This is a genomic window from Trichlorobacter ammonificans, assembly GCF_933509905.1.
GTDB lineage: Bacteria > Desulfobacterota > Desulfuromonadia > Geobacterales > Pseudopelobacteraceae > Trichlorobacter > Trichlorobacter ammonificans.
Genome location: NZ_OW150024.1, coordinates 2,659,355 through 2,675,608, shown reverse-complemented (window position 1 = coordinate 2,675,608; position 16,254 = coordinate 2,659,355). Strand labels below are relative to the sequence as shown.

General features: G+C 60.7%; 13 protein-coding genes. 12 read left to right on the top strand and 1 reads right to left on the bottom strand.

All coding sequences use genetic code 11. The annotated features are described in order from the left end of the window. Nucleotides 1-38: 38 nt before the first annotated feature. Nucleotides 39-1,436, top strand: a complete 1,398-nt coding sequence (hemG, locus tag RAK07_RS12255; RefSeq protein WP_305733119.1) for a protoporphyrinogen oxidase — start codon at nt 39-41, stop codon at nt 1,434-1,436. 53 nt (nt 1,437-1,489) lie between these two features. Here hemG and ligA read toward each other — a convergent pair whose 3' ends face one another. After that, on the bottom strand, nt 1,490-3,544 hold the full coding sequence (gene ligA / locus RAK07_RS12250) for an NAD-dependent DNA ligase LigA (protein WP_305733118.1): 2,055 nt from the start codon (nt 3,542-3,544) through the stop codon (nt 1,490-1,492). Between the two features lie 180 nt (nt 3,545-3,724). Here ligA and groES point away from each other — a divergent pair, with 180 nt between their 5' ends. The 11 genes from groES (at nt 3,725) to RAK07_RS12195 (ending at nt 16,252) form a co-directional block, all read left to right on the top strand. Further along, the gene (gene groES / locus RAK07_RS12245; protein ID WP_305733117.1) at nt 3,725-4,015 is read left to right on the top strand and encodes a co-chaperone GroES; all 291 of its coding nucleotides are present in this window, start codon (nt 3,725-3,727) and stop codon (nt 4,013-4,015) included. Between the two features lie 158 nt (nt 4,016-4,173). Then, nucleotides 4,174-5,811 (top strand): chaperonin GroEL, encoded by a 1,638-nt coding sequence (gene groL / locus RAK07_RS12240; protein ID WP_305733116.1) that lies wholly within the window; start codon nt 4,174-4,176, stop codon nt 5,809-5,811. 165 nt (nt 5,812-5,976) lie between these two features. Next, nucleotides 5,977-7,326, top strand: a complete 1,350-nt coding sequence (locus tag RAK07_RS12235) for a hypothetical protein (RefSeq protein ID WP_305733115.1) — start codon at nt 5,977-5,979, stop codon at nt 7,324-7,326. Continuing rightward, a complete protein-coding gene (locus RAK07_RS12230; RefSeq protein ID WP_305733114.1) occupies nt 7,323-7,865 on the top strand; it encodes a hypothetical protein in 543 nt (180 codons plus the stop codon). The genes RAK07_RS12235 and RAK07_RS12230 overlap by 4 nt, the downstream gene beginning before the upstream one ends. Then, a complete protein-coding gene (locus RAK07_RS12225; RefSeq protein WP_305733113.1) occupies nt 7,862-8,335 on the top strand; it encodes a hypothetical protein in 474 nt (157 codons plus the stop codon). The genes RAK07_RS12230 and RAK07_RS12225 overlap by 4 nt, the downstream gene beginning before the upstream one ends. Before the next feature lie 8 nt (nt 8,336-8,343). Continuing rightward, the gene (mshL, locus tag RAK07_RS12220) at nt 8,344-10,053 is read left to right on the top strand and encodes a pilus (MSHA type) biogenesis protein MshL (protein ID WP_305733112.1); all 1,710 of its coding nucleotides are present in this window, start codon (nt 8,344-8,346) and stop codon (nt 10,051-10,053) included. Between the two features lie 8 nt (nt 10,054-10,061). After that, nucleotides 10,062-11,717 (top strand): GspE/PulE family protein, encoded by a 1,656-nt coding sequence (locus tag RAK07_RS12215; RefSeq protein WP_305733111.1) that lies wholly within the window; start codon nt 10,062-10,064, stop codon nt 11,715-11,717. Beyond that, a complete protein-coding gene (locus RAK07_RS12210; RefSeq protein ID WP_305733110.1) occupies nt 11,714-12,931 on the top strand; it encodes a type II secretion system F family protein in 1,218 nt (405 codons plus the stop codon). Before RAK07_RS12215 ends, RAK07_RS12210 begins: the two co-directional genes overlap by 4 nt. A 4-nt stretch (nt 12,932-12,935) precedes the next feature. Continuing rightward, a complete protein-coding gene (locus tag RAK07_RS12205; RefSeq protein WP_305733109.1) occupies nt 12,936-13,871 on the top strand; it encodes an ExeA family protein in 936 nt (311 codons plus the stop codon). Nucleotides 13,872-14,637: 766 nt separating this feature from the next. After that, on the top strand, nt 14,638-15,612 hold the full coding sequence (locus RAK07_RS12200) for a Gfo/Idh/MocA family protein (protein WP_305733108.1): 975 nt from the start codon (nt 14,638-14,640) through the stop codon (nt 15,610-15,612). Beyond that, nucleotides 15,605-16,252, top strand: coding sequence for an acyltransferase (locus RAK07_RS12195; protein WP_305733107.1), 648 nt, complete (start codon nt 15,605-15,607; stop codon nt 16,250-16,252). Before RAK07_RS12200 ends, RAK07_RS12195 begins: the two co-directional genes overlap by 8 nt. The last annotated feature ends 2 nt before the right edge of the window (nt 16,253-16,254 follow it).

Genomic DNA, 16,254 nt, shown 5'->3' with positions numbered 1-16,254 from the left:
AGGGGGATAATAATTTGGTATCCCTTAAGGAAAAAATCATGACCAGGGTAGTCGTAATCGGTGGCGGCATATCGGGCCTTTCAACTGCGTGGCTGTTGGGAGAACGGGCGAGAGCTATGGGTAAAACCCTGGATATCCGGCTGCTGGAACAGGAAGGGCGGGCCGGCGGCAAGATCCGGTCGGTGCGGGAGGACGGGTTTCTTTGCGAATGGGGTCCCAACGGTTTCCTGGACAACAAGCCCCAGACTCTGGATCTGTGCGTCGGGCTGGGTATCACGGATCGCCTGCACAAAAGCAACGACAATGCCCGCAAGCGCTACATTTTTACCGGTGGCGAGCTGCACCGCCTGCCCGAGAACGGCCCCTCCTTTCTGAAAAGCCGGCTTTTGTCCTGGCCGGGCAAGCTGCGTCTGCTGGCAGAGCCTTTTGCCGCTCCCCCTCCCGTCGGGGTTGATGAGACCCTGGCTGCCTTCGGCCGCCGCCGTCTGGGGGATGAGGCGCTGCGCAAGCTGATTGCGCCAATGGCCTCCGGCATCTTTGCCGGAGACCCGGAAACCATGTCCCTTGCCTCCTGCTTCCCGCGCATTGCCGAACTGGAGCGGGAGTACGGCGGGCTGTTCAAGGCGATGGTGGCTCTGGCCAGAAAAAAGAAGCAGGAACGGGCGGAGGGGAAGGTCAGCAGCTCCGCGGCCGGTCCCGGCGGTACCCTGACCTCCTTCAGGGAGGGGATTCAGTTTCTGACCGACACGCTGGCGGCGCAACTCGGCGAGCGCCTGGTCACGGGCTGCACGGTGTCGCGGGTGGAGTGGAACGGCAGCGCCTGGATCATCAAGACCAGCGACGGCATGCTGTTTTCCGCTGATCTGGTCATCATGGCGGCCCCCGCCTACGCTGCCGCCACCATGCTGGAGGCGCTGGACCAGCCGCTGGCCGACCTGCTGCGGGCCATCCCCTATGCCACCCTCAACGTGATCTGCTGCGGTTTTGAAACCAGGGGACTGGGGCATCAGCTGGACGGTTTCGGCTTCCTGGTGCCCAAGGAAGAGGGGCGCACGGTACTGGGGACGCTTTGGGACTCCAGCATGTTCGAGGAGCGGGCGCCGCAGGGGCGGGCGCTGCTGCGCAGCATGGCCGGCGGTGCCTGCCGCCCGGAGCTGCTGGCCCTCCCTGAGGAGCAGTTGCTGCAGCTGGTACGGGACGACTTGCGCGTTTCCATGGGGATTAGCGCTGTTCCCTGTTTCAGCCGGGTCATCCGCCATGGGCGCGCCATTCCCCAGTACGTTGCCGGGCATGGCCAGCGGCTGGAGGCGATCGAAGAACGGGCCGGTCGCCATCGCGGGTTGCTGCTTACCGGCAACGCCTTCCGGGGAGTGGGGCTGAACGATTGCGTTGCTTCTTCCCAGGCGGTGGTGGAGCGGGCTTTGGCGCAGTTGTAAGCAAAAACACCACAAAAAAACGGCTCATGCGTCACCATGGGGTCTGAGGCGTTTCAGCTTTTCTCAAGCAGTTCGAAAAATTGCTCCTCCGTCAGGATGGTCACCCCCAGGGCCCGCGCCTTGTCCAGCTTGCTGCCCGCTTCGCTTCCCGCCACAACATAGCTCGTCTTCCTTGAGACCGAGCCGGTGACGTTGCCGCCGGCCTGTTCCACCAGGCGGCGGGCTTCGTCCCGTCCCAGACGTTCCATGGTGCCGGTAAAGACAAAGGTGAGTCCCTTCAGGTGACTGCCGGTGGCTGCCGGGCGTTGTGACGGCCTGACGCCGGCAGCCAGCAGGCGCTGTACAATGGCCTGGTGGGACGGGTTGTCGAAAAAGGAGCGAATACTGGCCGCCACGGTGGGGCCGACGTCCCGGATGGCGACGAGGTCGTCGAGGGGGGCAGCAGCCAGGGCCTGGATGGAACCGAACCGCTCCGCCAGCAGCTTGGCGGTCCGCTCTCCCACGTGACGAATGCCCAGGGCAAATATGAAGGCAGCCAGGTCCCGTTCCTTGCTGACGGCGATGGCGGTGAGCAGATTTTCCGCCAGTTTGTCGCCCATCCGCTCGAACTGCATGAAGTGGTCCTTGGTCAGGCCGTACAGATCGGCCACATCCCGCACCATCCCCAGGTTGATCAACTGTTCGATATATTTGCTGCCCAGCCCCTCGATATCCATGGCGCTGCGGGAGGCGAAGTGGATGATCGACTCGGCCAGTTGGGGCGGGCAGGTGATCCCTCCCTGGCAGCGGACCGCCACCTCGCCGTCGAGGCGGGCGGCCGGAGCACCGCAGACCGGACAGTGCGCAGGCTCCGGTAGCGCCTGCTCGGTGCCGTCGCGCTGTTCCTTCAGTACCTCCACCACGGCCGGAATTACATCGCCTGCCCGTTCCACCACCACCCGGTCGCCGATCCGGATATCCTTGCGGGCGATCTCGTCCCAGTTGTGCAGGGTGGCGCGGGAGACGGTCACCCCGGAGAGGTCCACCGACTCCAGTAGCGCCACCGGCGTGATCACGCCGGTGCGGCCCACGGAGAGTTCGATAGCCCTGATGCGGGTTGTTGCACGGCGCGGCGGAAATTTGCAGGCAATAGCCCAGCGGGGGGAGCGGCTCTTTTCTCCCAGTTCCCGTTGCAGGCTTAAGGAGTCCACCTTGACCACCACCCCGTCGATCTCAAAGGGAAGGCTGTCGCGCCGGCTCAGCATATCGCTGAAATAGGCGATGACCCCGTGGATGTCCTCTACCTTCTGCCCCAGGTGGCTGACCGGCAGTCCCCACTGGGCAAGTTGCGCCATCAGCTCCGTCTGGGTGGCGCTTTCGGGACCGCCCTCCACCACCCCCACGCCGTAACAGACGAGCGCCAGCGGGCGTTGTGCCGCCATCCGCGAATCAAGCTGGCGGATGGAGCCGGCGGCTGCGTTGCGCGGATTGGCGAAGGGGGTCTCCCCCGCCTCTTCCCGCTGGCGGTTCAGGTGCTGGAACCCGTCAAGGGGAAGGTACACTTCGCCCCGCACTTCCAGCAGCGAGGGGAGCCGGTTGCCGTGCAGTCGCAGGGGCACCGACGCGATGGTGCGGATGTTGGCGGTGACCTCTTCCCCCACCTCGCCGTCGCCGCGGGTGGATGCCTGCACCAGCAGACCGTCACGGTAGACCAGCTCCACTGCCAGACCGTCCATTTTCGGTTCGCACTGCCAGGAGAGCGGCTCAGTGTCGGCGAGTCCCAGCAGCGTGCGTATCCGCTGCTCGAAGGCCAGGATATCCGCCTCGTGCAGCGCGTTCTCCAAAGAAAGCATCGGCAGGCTGTGACGGACTTGCGTGAACCGGTCCAGCGGCGTTCCCCCTACGCGCAGGGTGGGAGAATCGACGGTCAGCAGGTCGGGACGCTGGGCCTCGATCTGCTGCAGCTCCTGAAAAAGCCGGTCGAACTCGGCATCGGATATTTCGGGTTGGTCCTGCTCGTAGTAGCAGCGGTTGTGATGCTCGATCAGGCGGCGCAGTTCGGCAGCGCGCCGGGCCTGCTCGTCGGCCTCCGCTGCTGCATCGAGCAGGGACAACTGTTCCGGACTCATGAGTGATTCCTCCCCAATACTGCATCGGTTCGACGACTATAGCAAAAAAATGTATCTCTCCCCCTTGATTTTTCCGAACAGGCTCATTATATATGAACCCTGTTAGCACTCGCTGGGAAAGAGTGCTAGCAGACCACCGCATACAGGTACACCACCATAGTAGCGAAAGGAGAAGATGAGATGAAGCTGAGACCTCTGCATGACCGTATCATCGTGAAGCGCCTGGATGGCGAGGAGAAGACTGCCGGCGGCCTGTACATCCCGGATACCGCCAAGGAAAAGCCCCAGAAGGGCGAAGTCATTGCCGTGGGTAACGGCAAGAAGAACGACGAAGGCAAGTGCGCTCCCCTGGATGTGAAGGTTGGCGACTCCATCCTGTTCGGCAAGTATGCCGGTACCGAAGTGAAGGTGGACGGCGAGGAGTATCTGATGATGCGCGAGGACGACGTTCTGGCGGTAATCGAGAACTAAAACCTCAAACGGGATTTCACCGCAGAGAACGCGGAGGAGCGCAGAGGAAAGCAAGGCGGCCTGCACGGTTGTAAGGATTTTCTCTGCGGCGCTCAGCGCCCGCTGCGGTAAAAAGATTCAGTAACCACACAATTATCAATATTCGGAGGAAGAGACACATGGCTGCAAAAGAGATCCGTTTCAACGAGGAAGGCCGCAACGCCATCCTGCGCGGCGTCAACGCCCTGGCTGATGCCGTCAAGGTTACCCTGGGCCCCAAAGGTCGCAACGTCATCATCGAGAAGTCCTTCGGTTCCCCGCTGATCACCAAGGACGGCGTGTCCGTTGCCAAGGAAGTCGAACTGGAAAACAAGTTCGAGAACATGGGCGCCCAACTGGTGAAGGAAGTGGCAAGCAAGACCTCCGACGTTGCCGGTGACGGCACCACCACCGCCACCGTGCTGGCCCAGGCCATCTACCGCCAGGGTGCCAAGCTGGTTGCCGCCGGCCACAACCCGATGGAGCTGAAGCGCGGCATCGACAAGTCGGTTGAGGTGATCGTGGGCGAGCTGCAGAAGATCTCCAAGCCGATCAAGGATCACAAGGAGATCGCCCAGGTGGGTACCATCTCCGCCAACAACGACAAGACCATCGGCGACATCATCGCCGAGGCCATGGAGAAGGTGGGCAAGGAAGGGGTCATCACCGTCGAGGAAGCCAAGGCGATGGAGACCAGCCTGGAGACCGTGGAAGGGATGCAGTTCGACCGCGGCTACCTCTCCCCCTACTTCGTCTCCGATCCGGAGCGGATGGAAGCCACCCTTGAGAACGCCATCATCCTGATCTACGACAAGAAGATCTCCAGCATGAAGGATATGCTGCCGATCCTGGAGCAGACCGCCAAGTCGGGCCGTCCGCTGCTGATCATCGCCGAGGATATCGAAGGCGAGGCCCTGGCCACCCTGGTGGTCAACAAGCTGCGCGGCGTGCTGAACGTCTGCGCCGTCAAGGCTCCCGGCTTCGGCGACCGCCGCAAGGCGATGCTGGAGGATATCGCCATCCTGACCGGTGGCAAGGTGATCTCCGAAGAGACCGGCTTCAAGCTGGAGAACGCAACCATGGATATGCTGGGCCGTGCCAAGCGGGTCGTGGTTGACAAGGACAACACCACCATCATCGATGGCGACGGTTCCGATGCCGACATTCAGGGTCGCGTCAAGCAGATCCGTGCCCAGATCGAGGACACCACCTCCGACTACGACCGCGAGAAGCTGCAGGAGCGCCTGGCCAAGCTGGTGGGCGGCGTGGCCGTGATCAAGGTCGGTGCCGCCACCGAGACCGAGATGAAGGAGAAGAAGGCCCGCGTGGAAGACGCGCTGCACGCCACCCGTGCTGCCGTTGACGAGGGGATCGTCCCCGGCGGCGGTGTTGCCTACATCCGCGCCCTGGCTGCCCTGGAAGGCATCAAGCTGGATGCCGAGCAGCAGTTCGGCGTGACCATCGTGAAGAGCGCCCTGGAAGCCCCGATCCGTCAGATTGCCGAAAACGCCGGTATCGACGCCTCCATCGTGGTGGACAAGGTGAAGAACGGCAAGGATGCCTTCGGTTACAACGCCGCCGACGACACCTATGTTGACATGTTGCAGGCCGGCATCATCGACCCCACCAAGGTCTCCCGCTGCGCCCTGCAGAACGCCTCCTCCGTGGCCGGCCTGATGCTGACCACCGAGTGCATGATCGCCGAGAAACCCAAGAAGGAAGCCCCGATGCCGGCTATGCCCGGTGGCATGGGCGGCATGGGCGGCATGGATTACTAAGCGTCATCGGGAATTCGACGTTGTTGCTGTTCTGTTGCACAGACGGGCGGGGGATGTTCCCCCGCCCGTTTTGTTTGAAGCTCGGTCATATCTGCCTTTAGCTGGACATTGCCGACCATTTCGGCTACATTTGTCCGCTGAAATCTCGGTGGGGCGGGAGTGCGGGTGGCAGCGATAACGGCGATCAGTTTTGAGTCGGACGGAATCCGCATCGTCAGCGGGCACCATGCCTCCGGCGCCTTTGTGCCGGAACGCGCCCTGACGCTCGCCGAATCCGAGCTGGATGCCTTTCTTGCGAATGATCGGTCCCGTTCCTACCTGGTTGCCATCAGTCCTGCCGATACCCTCTACGAAACCGTCACCATTCCCCCGGTCGAAGCGAAGCTGACCGCGCTGGTTGCCCGCAACGAAGCGGCGCGCAATCATCCCGAGCTGCAGGAGTTTTCCTGCGCCGTACAGGTGATCGGTGATCTGCCGGTGGAAGGTCGAACCATCCGCAGGGTGGCCTGCTGCCTGGTGCCCCATGACGATATTCAGCCGATTCTGGAGCCGTTCATACGTCACAACAAGATCGTGCAGACCATGGTGGCGGCACCGTTCGCGCTGGCAACGCTGCTGCGCGGTCTGGAGGACGGCGGGAACGGCACGCTTCTGTGCGCCTTTGACGGTGGAGTTACCAAGACGTTGTTTCTTGCTGAGGACGGTGCGGTTGTCTTTGCCCGTTCCATCGCCTCCGCGGCCTACGGCTGGGACCTTTTTGACCGCCAGAACGTCACCATGACACTGGACTACTGTTTTCAGACCCTGCGAATGCGGCCGGAGCGGGTCATCGCCTTGAATATGCCGCAGGAAGACGACCCTGAGGGGCCGCCCCCCCGCATGACGGCGCTCTCTGCTATTCCCGGCATTGTGGCGGATGCTGAACTGCTGCAGCACTATCTGGTGCCGTTGGCGTTGGCGACCCTGCCGGTGCAGGCTTCCGGCAACCTGTTGCCTGCGGCCTACAGCATGCAGATCGCGCAGCAAGGGGTGCTCCGCCAGGCGAAACGGGGCTGTCTGGTCGTTCTGGCGCTGCTGCTGGTCCTGGTCGGGCTGCGTGGCCTGTCGATTAGGGAGCTGCGGCAGGATATCGCCGTACTGAAACGGCAAGAGGCCAGCCTTGCCGTCATTCATGACGCCCATCAGGAGGCACGACGGCAGCGTGATGCCGACCAGCCGCTGATTGCAGCCATGAATGCGATCCTGGCTCCCCCGGACATTCCGCGATTTCTGGTGGCGTTTGAGCGCGTCCGGAAGAGCGGTGCGACGATTACCGCCATACAGGCGGCCCGCGATAAGGATACGGTCCTGCTGAACGTGACCGGAACCACGAGCAGCGACAGCTATGCCGCGGCGCAGCGTGAGTTTGAGACCGTTCTGTCGTCGTTGCAGCAACTTTCCGGTCTTGTCGTCACCGGCCGTCAACTGGACCTGGGCACCAGAGTCTTTACCGTCGGAGCCACCTACAAGCCATGAATGCCGCACTGCTCGCCCGCACCCGCCAAGCCTCCCGGCACCTGATCGTGCTGCTGGCCCTCTGCACGCTGCTGGGCATCCTCCTGGCGGTCATGGTCCGCACGGAGCAGTCGCTGGCCCGGCTGAAGGTCTCCCATCGCACCATTGTCGCCAACCTGCCGCGGATGGTGGAGGATACGCGCCTGATGCAGGAGCAGATAGCCAATTTCAGACAGCTGGTGCCGGCGGGAGGGGGCGAACGCTCCACCGAGTTGTTGCTGTTTTCGCGTCTTGACCAGATCAAGGCTGCCCTGAACAGCGGTGAGATGACGGTCAGCGCCCTGGAGAAAAAAGACGGCAGTGCATCGATCGGCTTTTCACTCAAGCTGCCGTTGCCGAGCTACCCCACGGTAATCAACGCGCTGGGCAGGCTGCAGACCGAAACCTTTCCCTTTGTGGTGGTGACCAAGGTGGTCGTGGACGGCAACGGGGCCGGACAGTTCACGGTTGACGGCAGCGTACTCATGCCGTTGGCAGCCGGAGGGAGCGGAGCTCGATGAACCTGCGCTTTGACATCGCCCTGACCGTGGGGGGAGTGTTGGCCTGCCTGGTGGTGCCGCTGCTGGTCTACCAGAAGGTGCGCTTTACACCTCCCCTGAGTGTCCGGGAACGGGCGGTGGCCGACTTTGCGCCGGCCACCCTGACCATTGCCCGCAAGGACTGGCAGAACAGCACACTGGCGCTGCCGGTGACACCGCCCGCTCCGCCCGTGCCGGTGGCCGGAACGGTGCCGGGCAAGCCGGAAGCCAGTGCTGCGGCTCCGGCTGTAGCTGCGGCACCGGTTCCCAGACCGGCGTTGCCGAAGGTGTCCATGATCCTGCACGACGGCTCCGGTGGCGGCACGGCGATCATCGACGGCACACCGCTGACAGTGGGAGGAGCGTTCAAAGGATGGCGACTGGAACGGATCGAGGGAAGCCGCGTACTGCTGCGGGGACAAAGGGGAACGGTATGGGTGTCACAGGAGTAACCGGCGCTATGGTTGCAAAGGCAGGTAGGTGGATTCGTCCGGTGGCGGCGGCGCTGCTCTGCGGCATGCTGGCCGCCTGCGCCAATACACCGCCCGTGGCGCCGCGGCCGGCGGCGGAACAACCGCTGGTACCGGCGGCCCGTTCTGAAGAACCCTTCGTGCAGTCCAACCTGCAGGTGCTGCAGAACCGCGCACCGCAGCCTTCTCCCCTGAAGACCCCCGACTACCAGCCGGTCAGCGACGATGTGTCCCCTGCCCGCACCAAGCTGGTTAATATCCAGACCCGCAACTCGGCACTAGGGGATGTGCTGCACGTCATTGCCGATGCCGCCGGCCTGAACCTGATCATCGGCCCCGGCATCCAGCAGGACCGGCCGGTCACCATTACCCTGAAGCGGGTGACGGCGGAGGACGCCCTTTCCACGATCCTCAATTCTGCCGACTATTTCTACAGCATCAGGGATAACATCCTGCTGGTGGAGGCCACCGGCACCAAGATATTTGAACTGGGCCATCCGGCCATGGTGCAGGGCTATTCCGTCGATGTGGGGGGGGATATTCTGGGCTCTGCGGCCGGTCTGACCGCCGGCGGCGGCTCCGGTTCGGGATCGTCCTCCGGCTCCGGAACATCGGGCGGCTCCGGCGGTTCCGGCTCCTCCAACATTAGGGGAACGGTAAACCAGAGCATCAAACATGATGCAAAGGCGTTTGATTTTTGGGAATCCCTGGAAAAGTCGTTGAATGTATTGTTGAACAAGAAGGAAGGGGCTGCGGGGAATCCGTCGGGTACCGGGCCGGCTTCCGGCAACCCTGCCGCCGGAGCTCCCGGCGGCCAGCACCCTCAACAAAATGTCGTCATCAACCGCCTGACCGGCACCATCATGGTGACCGCCACCCGTACCAACCTGGCTGCCATCGAGAAGTTCCTGGATACCCTGAAGGCGTCGCTGAACCGGCAGGTGCTGGTGGAGGCCCGCATCATCGAGGTGCAGTTAAATGATGCCACCACGTTTGGTATTGACTGGGACTTTCTCGCTAATGCCAAATGGTTTAATTCAACAGGAGCCATAACCGGCGGCTTCGGCGCGCTGGCAAATACTGCTGCCGATGTAATGAAAACAGGCACTTTTCGTCTGGGGTATGCTGGCGGAAACGTCAACGGCCTGTTGACCGCCCTCAAGACCCAGGGTGAGGTGAAAACCCTTTCCAATCCCCGTATCAGCGTGATGAACGGCCAGACCGCCCTGTTGTCGGTGGGACGCAACACCAACTACATTTCCAAGGTTACCTCCACCACCACCAGCGCGTCGCCGCCGGTGACCACCTTTTCGGTGGAGACCAGCAACGTCCTGTCCGGCATGATGATCGGCCTGGCCCCGAATATCAACAGTCGGGGAGAGATCGCCATGACGGTCACCCCGATTATTTCCGACCTGATCAAGCTTGACCCCAAGGATGTGGGCAGCGGCGACAACAAGACTTCAATCAACGTGCCCACCGTGGATCTGCGGGAACTGTCCACCACCATCAAGGTGCGCAGCGGCGAAATGATCGTGATCGGCGGGCTGATCTCCAACAAGAACTCCCTGCAGGACGAGAAGATTCCGATGCTGGGGGACATACCCTGGCTGGGGACGTTGTTCAGTCGCAAGAACTATGAGGACAAGCGCACCGAACTGGTGGTGGTCCTCCAACCGTACCTCGTGGGAGGCGAATAGGAGGCGTTATGGCCGCACCCATCAAGATTGGCGACCTGCTGATCGCCCAGGGCACGATTACTCCGACCCAGCTGCATATCGCACTGGAGCATCAGAAGGTGACCGGCGCCATTCTGGGAGACGTGCTGATCAAGCTGGGATTCGTGACTGCCGCCGAGTTCGCCCGTACCATTGCCGTCCAGTCCGGTATCGACTTCATCGACCTTTCCGAAATCCAGCCCAGTGAGGATGCCCTGCGGCTGGTCCCCAAGGAAACCGCCGAAAAAGGCGGTTTCATACCGCTGGCGGTGGTGGAGGACGGTCGCCTGGCCATTGGTATCACCAACCCCAGCAACATCGTGGCCGTGGATACGGTCACCAAAATGATCGGCAAGCAGCCGCGGGTGTTCCTGGTGGATAACGACCAGTACCAGGAGACCCTGGAGAAGGCCTACTTCTTCATCAGCCATCCGGTGCAGGAACGGATGAACCGGTTGATTGCCTCCATCAAGCAGATGACCGGCGCCATTCCCGGGGCAACCATCGCCGAGCTGATCGAGCTGATCATGATGGACGGCGTGCGCAAGCAGGCCACCGACATCCATATCAGTCCTTCCGGCGATGTCACCAACGTCTTCTACCGGATCGACGGCGTGCTGCAGCACGGCCACTGCATTCAGAAACAGGCGCACAACGGCCTGATCTCCCGGATCAAGGTGCTGTCCCAGCTTGACATCGCCGAACAGCGGCTGCCGCAGGACGGCGCCTTCACCTACGAGTTTCTCTCCAAACGCTTCGACGTGCGTATTTCCACGGTGCCCACCATCTACGGCGAGAACCTGGTGCTGCGCCTGCTGGCCGGGGCCGGGCCGCTCTTGCGGCTTGAATCCCTGGGCATGACCTCGGAAACCACGCGCCAGATTCGAAAAATCTTCAATAAATCCTACGGCATCATCCTGGTGGCCGGCCCCACCGGCAGCGGCAAGACCACCACCCTGTACGCGGCGCTGCGGGAGTTGAACCGTCTGGAGCGAAATACCATCACCGTTGAAGATCCGGTGGAATATCGCTTAAGCTTTGTCAAGCAGAGCCAGGTGAATGAGAAGGCCGGCTTCGACTTTGCCCTGGCAGCGCGGAATTTCATGCGCCAGGACCCGGACGTGATGCTGCTGGGCGAGATCCGTGACGAGGCAACGGCACAGATCGCGGTGCGGGCCGCCATCACCGGCCACTTGGTCATTTCAACCATCCACACCAACGATGCCGTGACGGCGGTTCCCCGTCTGCTGGACCTGAAGGTGGACTCCTTCCTGCTTTCCTCGGCTCTGGCTGCGGTGATCGCCCAGCGCCTGGTGCGCAAGATCTGCCGCAACTGCAAGGAGGAGTATCTGCTGTCCGAGGAAGAGCGGCGGCTGTTCGATCAGCATGGCTACGTGATGACCCGCGGCAAGCGGGGAAAAGGCTGCTCCTCCTGCAGCGACACCGGTTACCAGGGGCGGGTGGCGATCAACGAGGTGCTGGTGCTGGATGACGCGGTGAAGCAACTGGTGTTCGAGCGGGCCTCGAGCGGCTCGATCCTGGAGGCGGCCCGCGCGGCGGGGATGCGCTCCCTGCTGGACGACGGCCTGCTTAAGGCTGCCGAAGGGCTGACCACCATTGAAGAAGTCCTGCGGGTCGCCGGATGACCACCTACCGCTATCAGGCTGTCGACGGAGACGGAGTCAGGCAGCAGGGGCTGATCAAGGCGGAGTCGGAGGAGGTTGTTGCGCAGGACCTTGCCGCCCGGGGCTACCTCGTGCTGTCCATACAGGAGAGCGCGGGGCTGCTTGACGGTCTGATGCGCCGGTTTGCCCAGCAAAAAGTCCGGCGAATGGATATCATCGAGCTGGCCAACAGCCTGTCGGTCATGATGGGGGCCGGCCTGCCGATTACCACTTCGCTGGCGGATATCATCAGCGCGACCCCCAATCCGACGCTGCGCAACATACTCGGCAACATCAAGCAGGAGATCGAGCAGGGCTCCACCTTTTCCGATGCCCTTGACCGGCGCGGCGCCGTGTTTCCGGACATCTTTACCCGTCTGGTGCGGGTGGGGGAGGAGACCGGCCGCTTCGAGAAGAGTCTGGCTGATGTGGCGGAGCACCTGCAGCGGGTGGAGGACCTGACAGCTGCCATCAAGAAGGCGCTGATCTATCCGGCCTTTGCCATTGTCACCACGTTGGGGGCGCTGATCTTCTGGCTGGTGTTCGTCCTGCCCCAAATCATCGGCACCATCAAGGGAATGGGGGTCAAGCTGCCGCTGTTGACCCGTATCCTCATGGGAGCCAGCACCGTGACGCAACAGTTCTGGTACTTGGCGCCGCTGGTTGTTGCCGCGGCCTACGGGGGCTTCAGGCTGCTCAAGCGGAGCGAGCAGGGGCTGTATCTGATCGATGCCGCAAAACTGCGGCTGCCGATCTACAAGCTGATCGAGTACAACCGGCTGCTGGCGGTCTTTGCCGAGCAAATGCGGATACTGATCGTGGCCGGCCTGACCGTCGACCGTACCCTGGGGATCGTTTCCAGCGTTGTCCATAACGCGGTCTTCAAAAAGGCCTTCGACCAGATCCGCGAAGATATCACCTACGGCAGCACCATCGCCGACGCCCTGCGCAAGCATCCGGTCTTCCCGGTGATGGTGGTCCGGCTGGTGGGGATCGGCGAGAGCAGCGGCAGTCTCGATAACCAGTTCAGTTTCCTGGCCACCCACTACCTGAAAAAACTGGACGAGATTTCCGACAAGCTGGGCAAGATCATCGAACCGGTGGTGATCGGTTTTATCGGCGTCATGTTCGCCGTGATCATCATGGGGCTGCTCCTGCCGGTCTACGACCTGATCTCGGCGGTGGGAAAGGGATGACCCCATGACCAACACTTCGTACCTTGCCTTTTACAGCCTGCTGGAAGACCCGTTCGCCCTGACGCCGGATCCGGCCTATTATTATCCCTCCGGCGACCATGCCAACGCCCTGCTGTCCCTGGATTACATCATGAATAACCGCGAGGGGTTCTGTCTGCTTACCGGCGAGCCGGGCACCGGCAAGACCACCCTGGTCCGGATTTTTGTGAACAAGTGGCTGGATAAGGCGGAAATCGCCCTGATCATGACCCCGCGGCTGAATCCGCAAGAGTTTCTGGAAGCGATCCTGCAGGACCTGGAGGTAATTTACCCCCTTTCCGGCAACAAAAACGACATGATCAAGGAGTTCCGGGATTTTCTGCTGGAACAGGCCGGACAGGGGCGGCGGGTAGTCATCATCGTTGACGAAGCCCAGCAACTGCCGGACGAGACCATGGAGGAGCTGCGGTTGCTCTCAAATCTGGAGACCGAGAAGGAAAAACTGCTGCAGATCATCCTGGTGGGGCAGCCGGAGCTGACTGAAAAGCTCGCTTCAAACAACCTGCGGCAGCTGAACCAGCGGATATCGGTCCGCGCACGGCTCTCCCACCTTTCGGAGCCGGCTACCGCCGACTACCTGACCACCCGCCTGCAACGAGCCGGTGCCCGTTCCGTCCATCTCTTCGATCAGGAAGCCATCAGGGAAATTCACCGCTGTTCGAACGGTATCCCCCGTCTGATCAACCTGGTGGCTTCCCGCAGTCTGATGGTCGCCTATCTGGAAGGAAAACCCCAGGTGCAGCGCCGCCAGGTGGAGATCGCTGCAAAGGAGATCATGCACCAGGAACAGCCTGCGGAGGCACGTCGCTCAACCGGCATGTTCTCCTGGCGCTTGGCTGCACTGCTACTGGCGCTGGCCGTGGCTGTTACATTGGTGTTCCTCAGCGGAAAGCTGCGTTAACCTGGTGGAAACGCGAATGCTGTGTGTCCTTTGGTGTTTTAATGCGATCTTTTTTGAATCTCGACTATCTCAGTCTTATTTATTAAAATCCAGGATGGCCCCACAAGCAGGCCGCCTTGATACTCCAAGGTGCTAAAGTATCTTATTTGCTGCTTAAGTTTTTACTTGAAAACATAGGAGGGAGGGGGATATAAGCACATTTTAACCAGTACATTCCTTACGAGATATTGTATGACATTTAGTGCAGTCCGATGTTTTCCCATGGCGTGGCCATGTACGGAATAGCAGTACACATAACAATGTCAGGAGCTGTTTCCCTTCGTCGTCAGGGAATGGAGCAGACAGGAGTGGCACGGCTACGGCTTGGTGGCAAGTATAGTATTGTCACAGCCCTCCTCCCCGATGCTCCTGCATTATGCGAAACAGCACTGCCCCCATTTAAACGGCAACCCCAGCCCCGCTTTTCTGGCAATACCACCGGTGCCGATCGTGAATATCAGGGTGCCATCCACAACTATCCACCACAATACATCAGCTCCTGCCCGTATAGTTCAGTCATTCCGGCTGCTGTGTTTAATAATAATCTTGGTATCGCTATGTCGACCACACCGAGCCTACGCGACAGACTCGTAATGTCTTCAGTACCTCGCAAAGCTCAGGCTATTCTCTCCACAGCAGAGTGGGGTGTGCAACAGACAATGCCGGGTAACGTCGGTAAGAATAGCATTGGTACAGATATAACGTTATTAGGAGTTTGGGACGAGCCATGAAAAATTTTGCCATTATCGGCGTCGGCGGCTACATTGCCCCCCGCCACCTGAAGGCCATCAAGGATACCGGCAATCGCCTGGTGGCAGCTCTTGATGTCAACGACTCAGTCGGAATTCTTGACCGCTTTTTTTCAGACGTTCCCTTTTTTACCGAATTCGAACGGTTTGACCGTTTTGCTGAAAAGCTGAGGCGTCAGGTTGGGGAAAGCCGTATCGAGTACGTCAGCATCTGCTCACCCAATTATCTTCACGATGCGCACATCCGTTTTGCCTTGCGTATCGGGGCGGATGCCATTTGCGAAAAGCCGTTGGTACTTAATCCTTGGAATCTTGATGCATTACAGGAGCTGGAAGAGGAAAGCGGTCGCAGAGTGAATACCATTCTTCAACTCCGCGTCCATCCCTCGCTGGTTGCTCTGCGCGAATCCCTGCTGGGTGATTACCCTGCGGGGGGGCAGGTCAAGCATGATGTTACCCTGACCTACATCACTTCCCGAGGGCCTTGGTACCTTAACTCTTGGAAGGGAAACCCTGAGAAAGCCGGTGGCGTTGCCACCAATATCGGTATTCACTTTTTTGATCTGCTGATCTGGCTGTTCGGAGCGGTGCAGGGCAGCGACGTGCATTATGCGGATAGTTTGAAAACTGGCGGCTATATTGAGCTGGAGCGAGCCAGGGTGAAGTGGTTCCTTTCCATCGATCGCAAGGACCTCCCTGAATCGGCAACGGAGTGTGGCCTGTCCACCTTTCGTTCCATTACGGTGGACGGCAAGGAAATCGAGTTCTCGGAAGGCTTTACGGACCTGCATACGGTGGTTTACCAGCGCACGCTTGAAGGGAACGGCTTCGGGCTCAATGATGCCCGTCCTGCCATCGTGCTTGCCCACGACATCAGGGAGGCCAGGCAGATTGGCATCTCGGCCTCCTCGCACCCATTCTTGCAGCATATTCATGAGGTGAATCATGGCTGACTATTTCGTGCATGAATCGTCATACGTCGATGAAGGGGCTGAAATTGGCTCCGGTACCAAGATTTGGCACTTCAGCCATGTCATGAGCGGTGCCAGAATCGGCGCACAGTGCAGCTTTGGACAGAACTGCGTGGTGTCGCCCGGCGTTGTCATCGGCTCAAACGTCAAGGTGCAGAATAACGTCTCTATTTATGAAGGGACCGTTATCGAAGATGATGTCTTTCTTGGGCCTTCCTGTGTTCTTACCAATGTGACCAATCCTCGCTCCCAGGTTGTCCGGCGTGCGCTGTATGAGAGAACCCTGCTGCGCCGCGGCTGCTCCATTGGCGCCAATGCCACCGTGGTCTGCGGTATCACCGTCGGCCGGTATGCCTTTGTTGCCGCCGGCGCAGTAGTGGCGAAGGATGTTCCCGATTATGCCCTGATGGTCGGGGTGCCAGCTCGTCAGAAAGGGTGGATGAGTCGCCACGGCCTGCCGCTTATCCCCGGCCCGGACGGGATCATGGTCTGCAAGGAAAGCGGCTATCGCTATCGCGAAATCGAGCCCGGAATTCTCAGGTGTCTCGACCTGGACGAGGACGCACCCCTGCCGGCGGACAAAACAATCGGAACTGTCTTTTACGATGATTTGAAATGCTAGGA

Coding starts and splice junctions, on each gene's coding strand:
- RAK07_RS12195 (WP_305733107.1), top strand. CDS start 15,605: ATGGCTGACTATTTCGTGCATGAATCGTCATACGTCGATGAAGGGGCT.
- RAK07_RS12225 (WP_305733113.1), top strand. CDS start 7,862: ATGAACCTGCGCTTTGACATCGCCCTGACCGTGGGGGGAGTGTTGGCC.
- RAK07_RS12200 (WP_305733108.1), top strand. CDS start 14,638: ATGAAAAATTTTGCCATTATCGGCGTCGGCGGCTACATTGCCCCCCGC.
- ligA (WP_305733118.1), bottom strand. CDS start 3,544: ATGAGTCCGGAACAGTTGTCCCTGCTCGATGCAGCAGCGGAGGCCGAC.
- RAK07_RS12230 (WP_305733114.1), top strand. CDS start 7,323: ATGAATGCCGCACTGCTCGCCCGCACCCGCCAAGCCTCCCGGCACCTG.
- mshL (WP_305733112.1), top strand. CDS start 8,344: ATGGTTGCAAAGGCAGGTAGGTGGATTCGTCCGGTGGCGGCGGCGCTG.
- RAK07_RS12205 (WP_305733109.1), top strand. CDS start 12,936: ATGACCAACACTTCGTACCTTGCCTTTTACAGCCTGCTGGAAGACCCG.
- groL (WP_305733116.1), top strand. CDS start 4,174: ATGGCTGCAAAAGAGATCCGTTTCAACGAGGAAGGCCGCAACGCCATC.
- groES (WP_305733117.1), top strand. CDS start 3,725: ATGAAGCTGAGACCTCTGCATGACCGTATCATCGTGAAGCGCCTGGAT.
- hemG (WP_305733119.1), top strand. CDS start 39: ATGACCAGGGTAGTCGTAATCGGTGGCGGCATATCGGGCCTTTCAACT.
- RAK07_RS12215 (WP_305733111.1), top strand. CDS start 10,062: ATGGCCGCACCCATCAAGATTGGCGACCTGCTGATCGCCCAGGGCACG.
- RAK07_RS12210 (WP_305733110.1), top strand. CDS start 11,714: ATGACCACCTACCGCTATCAGGCTGTCGACGGAGACGGAGTCAGGCAG.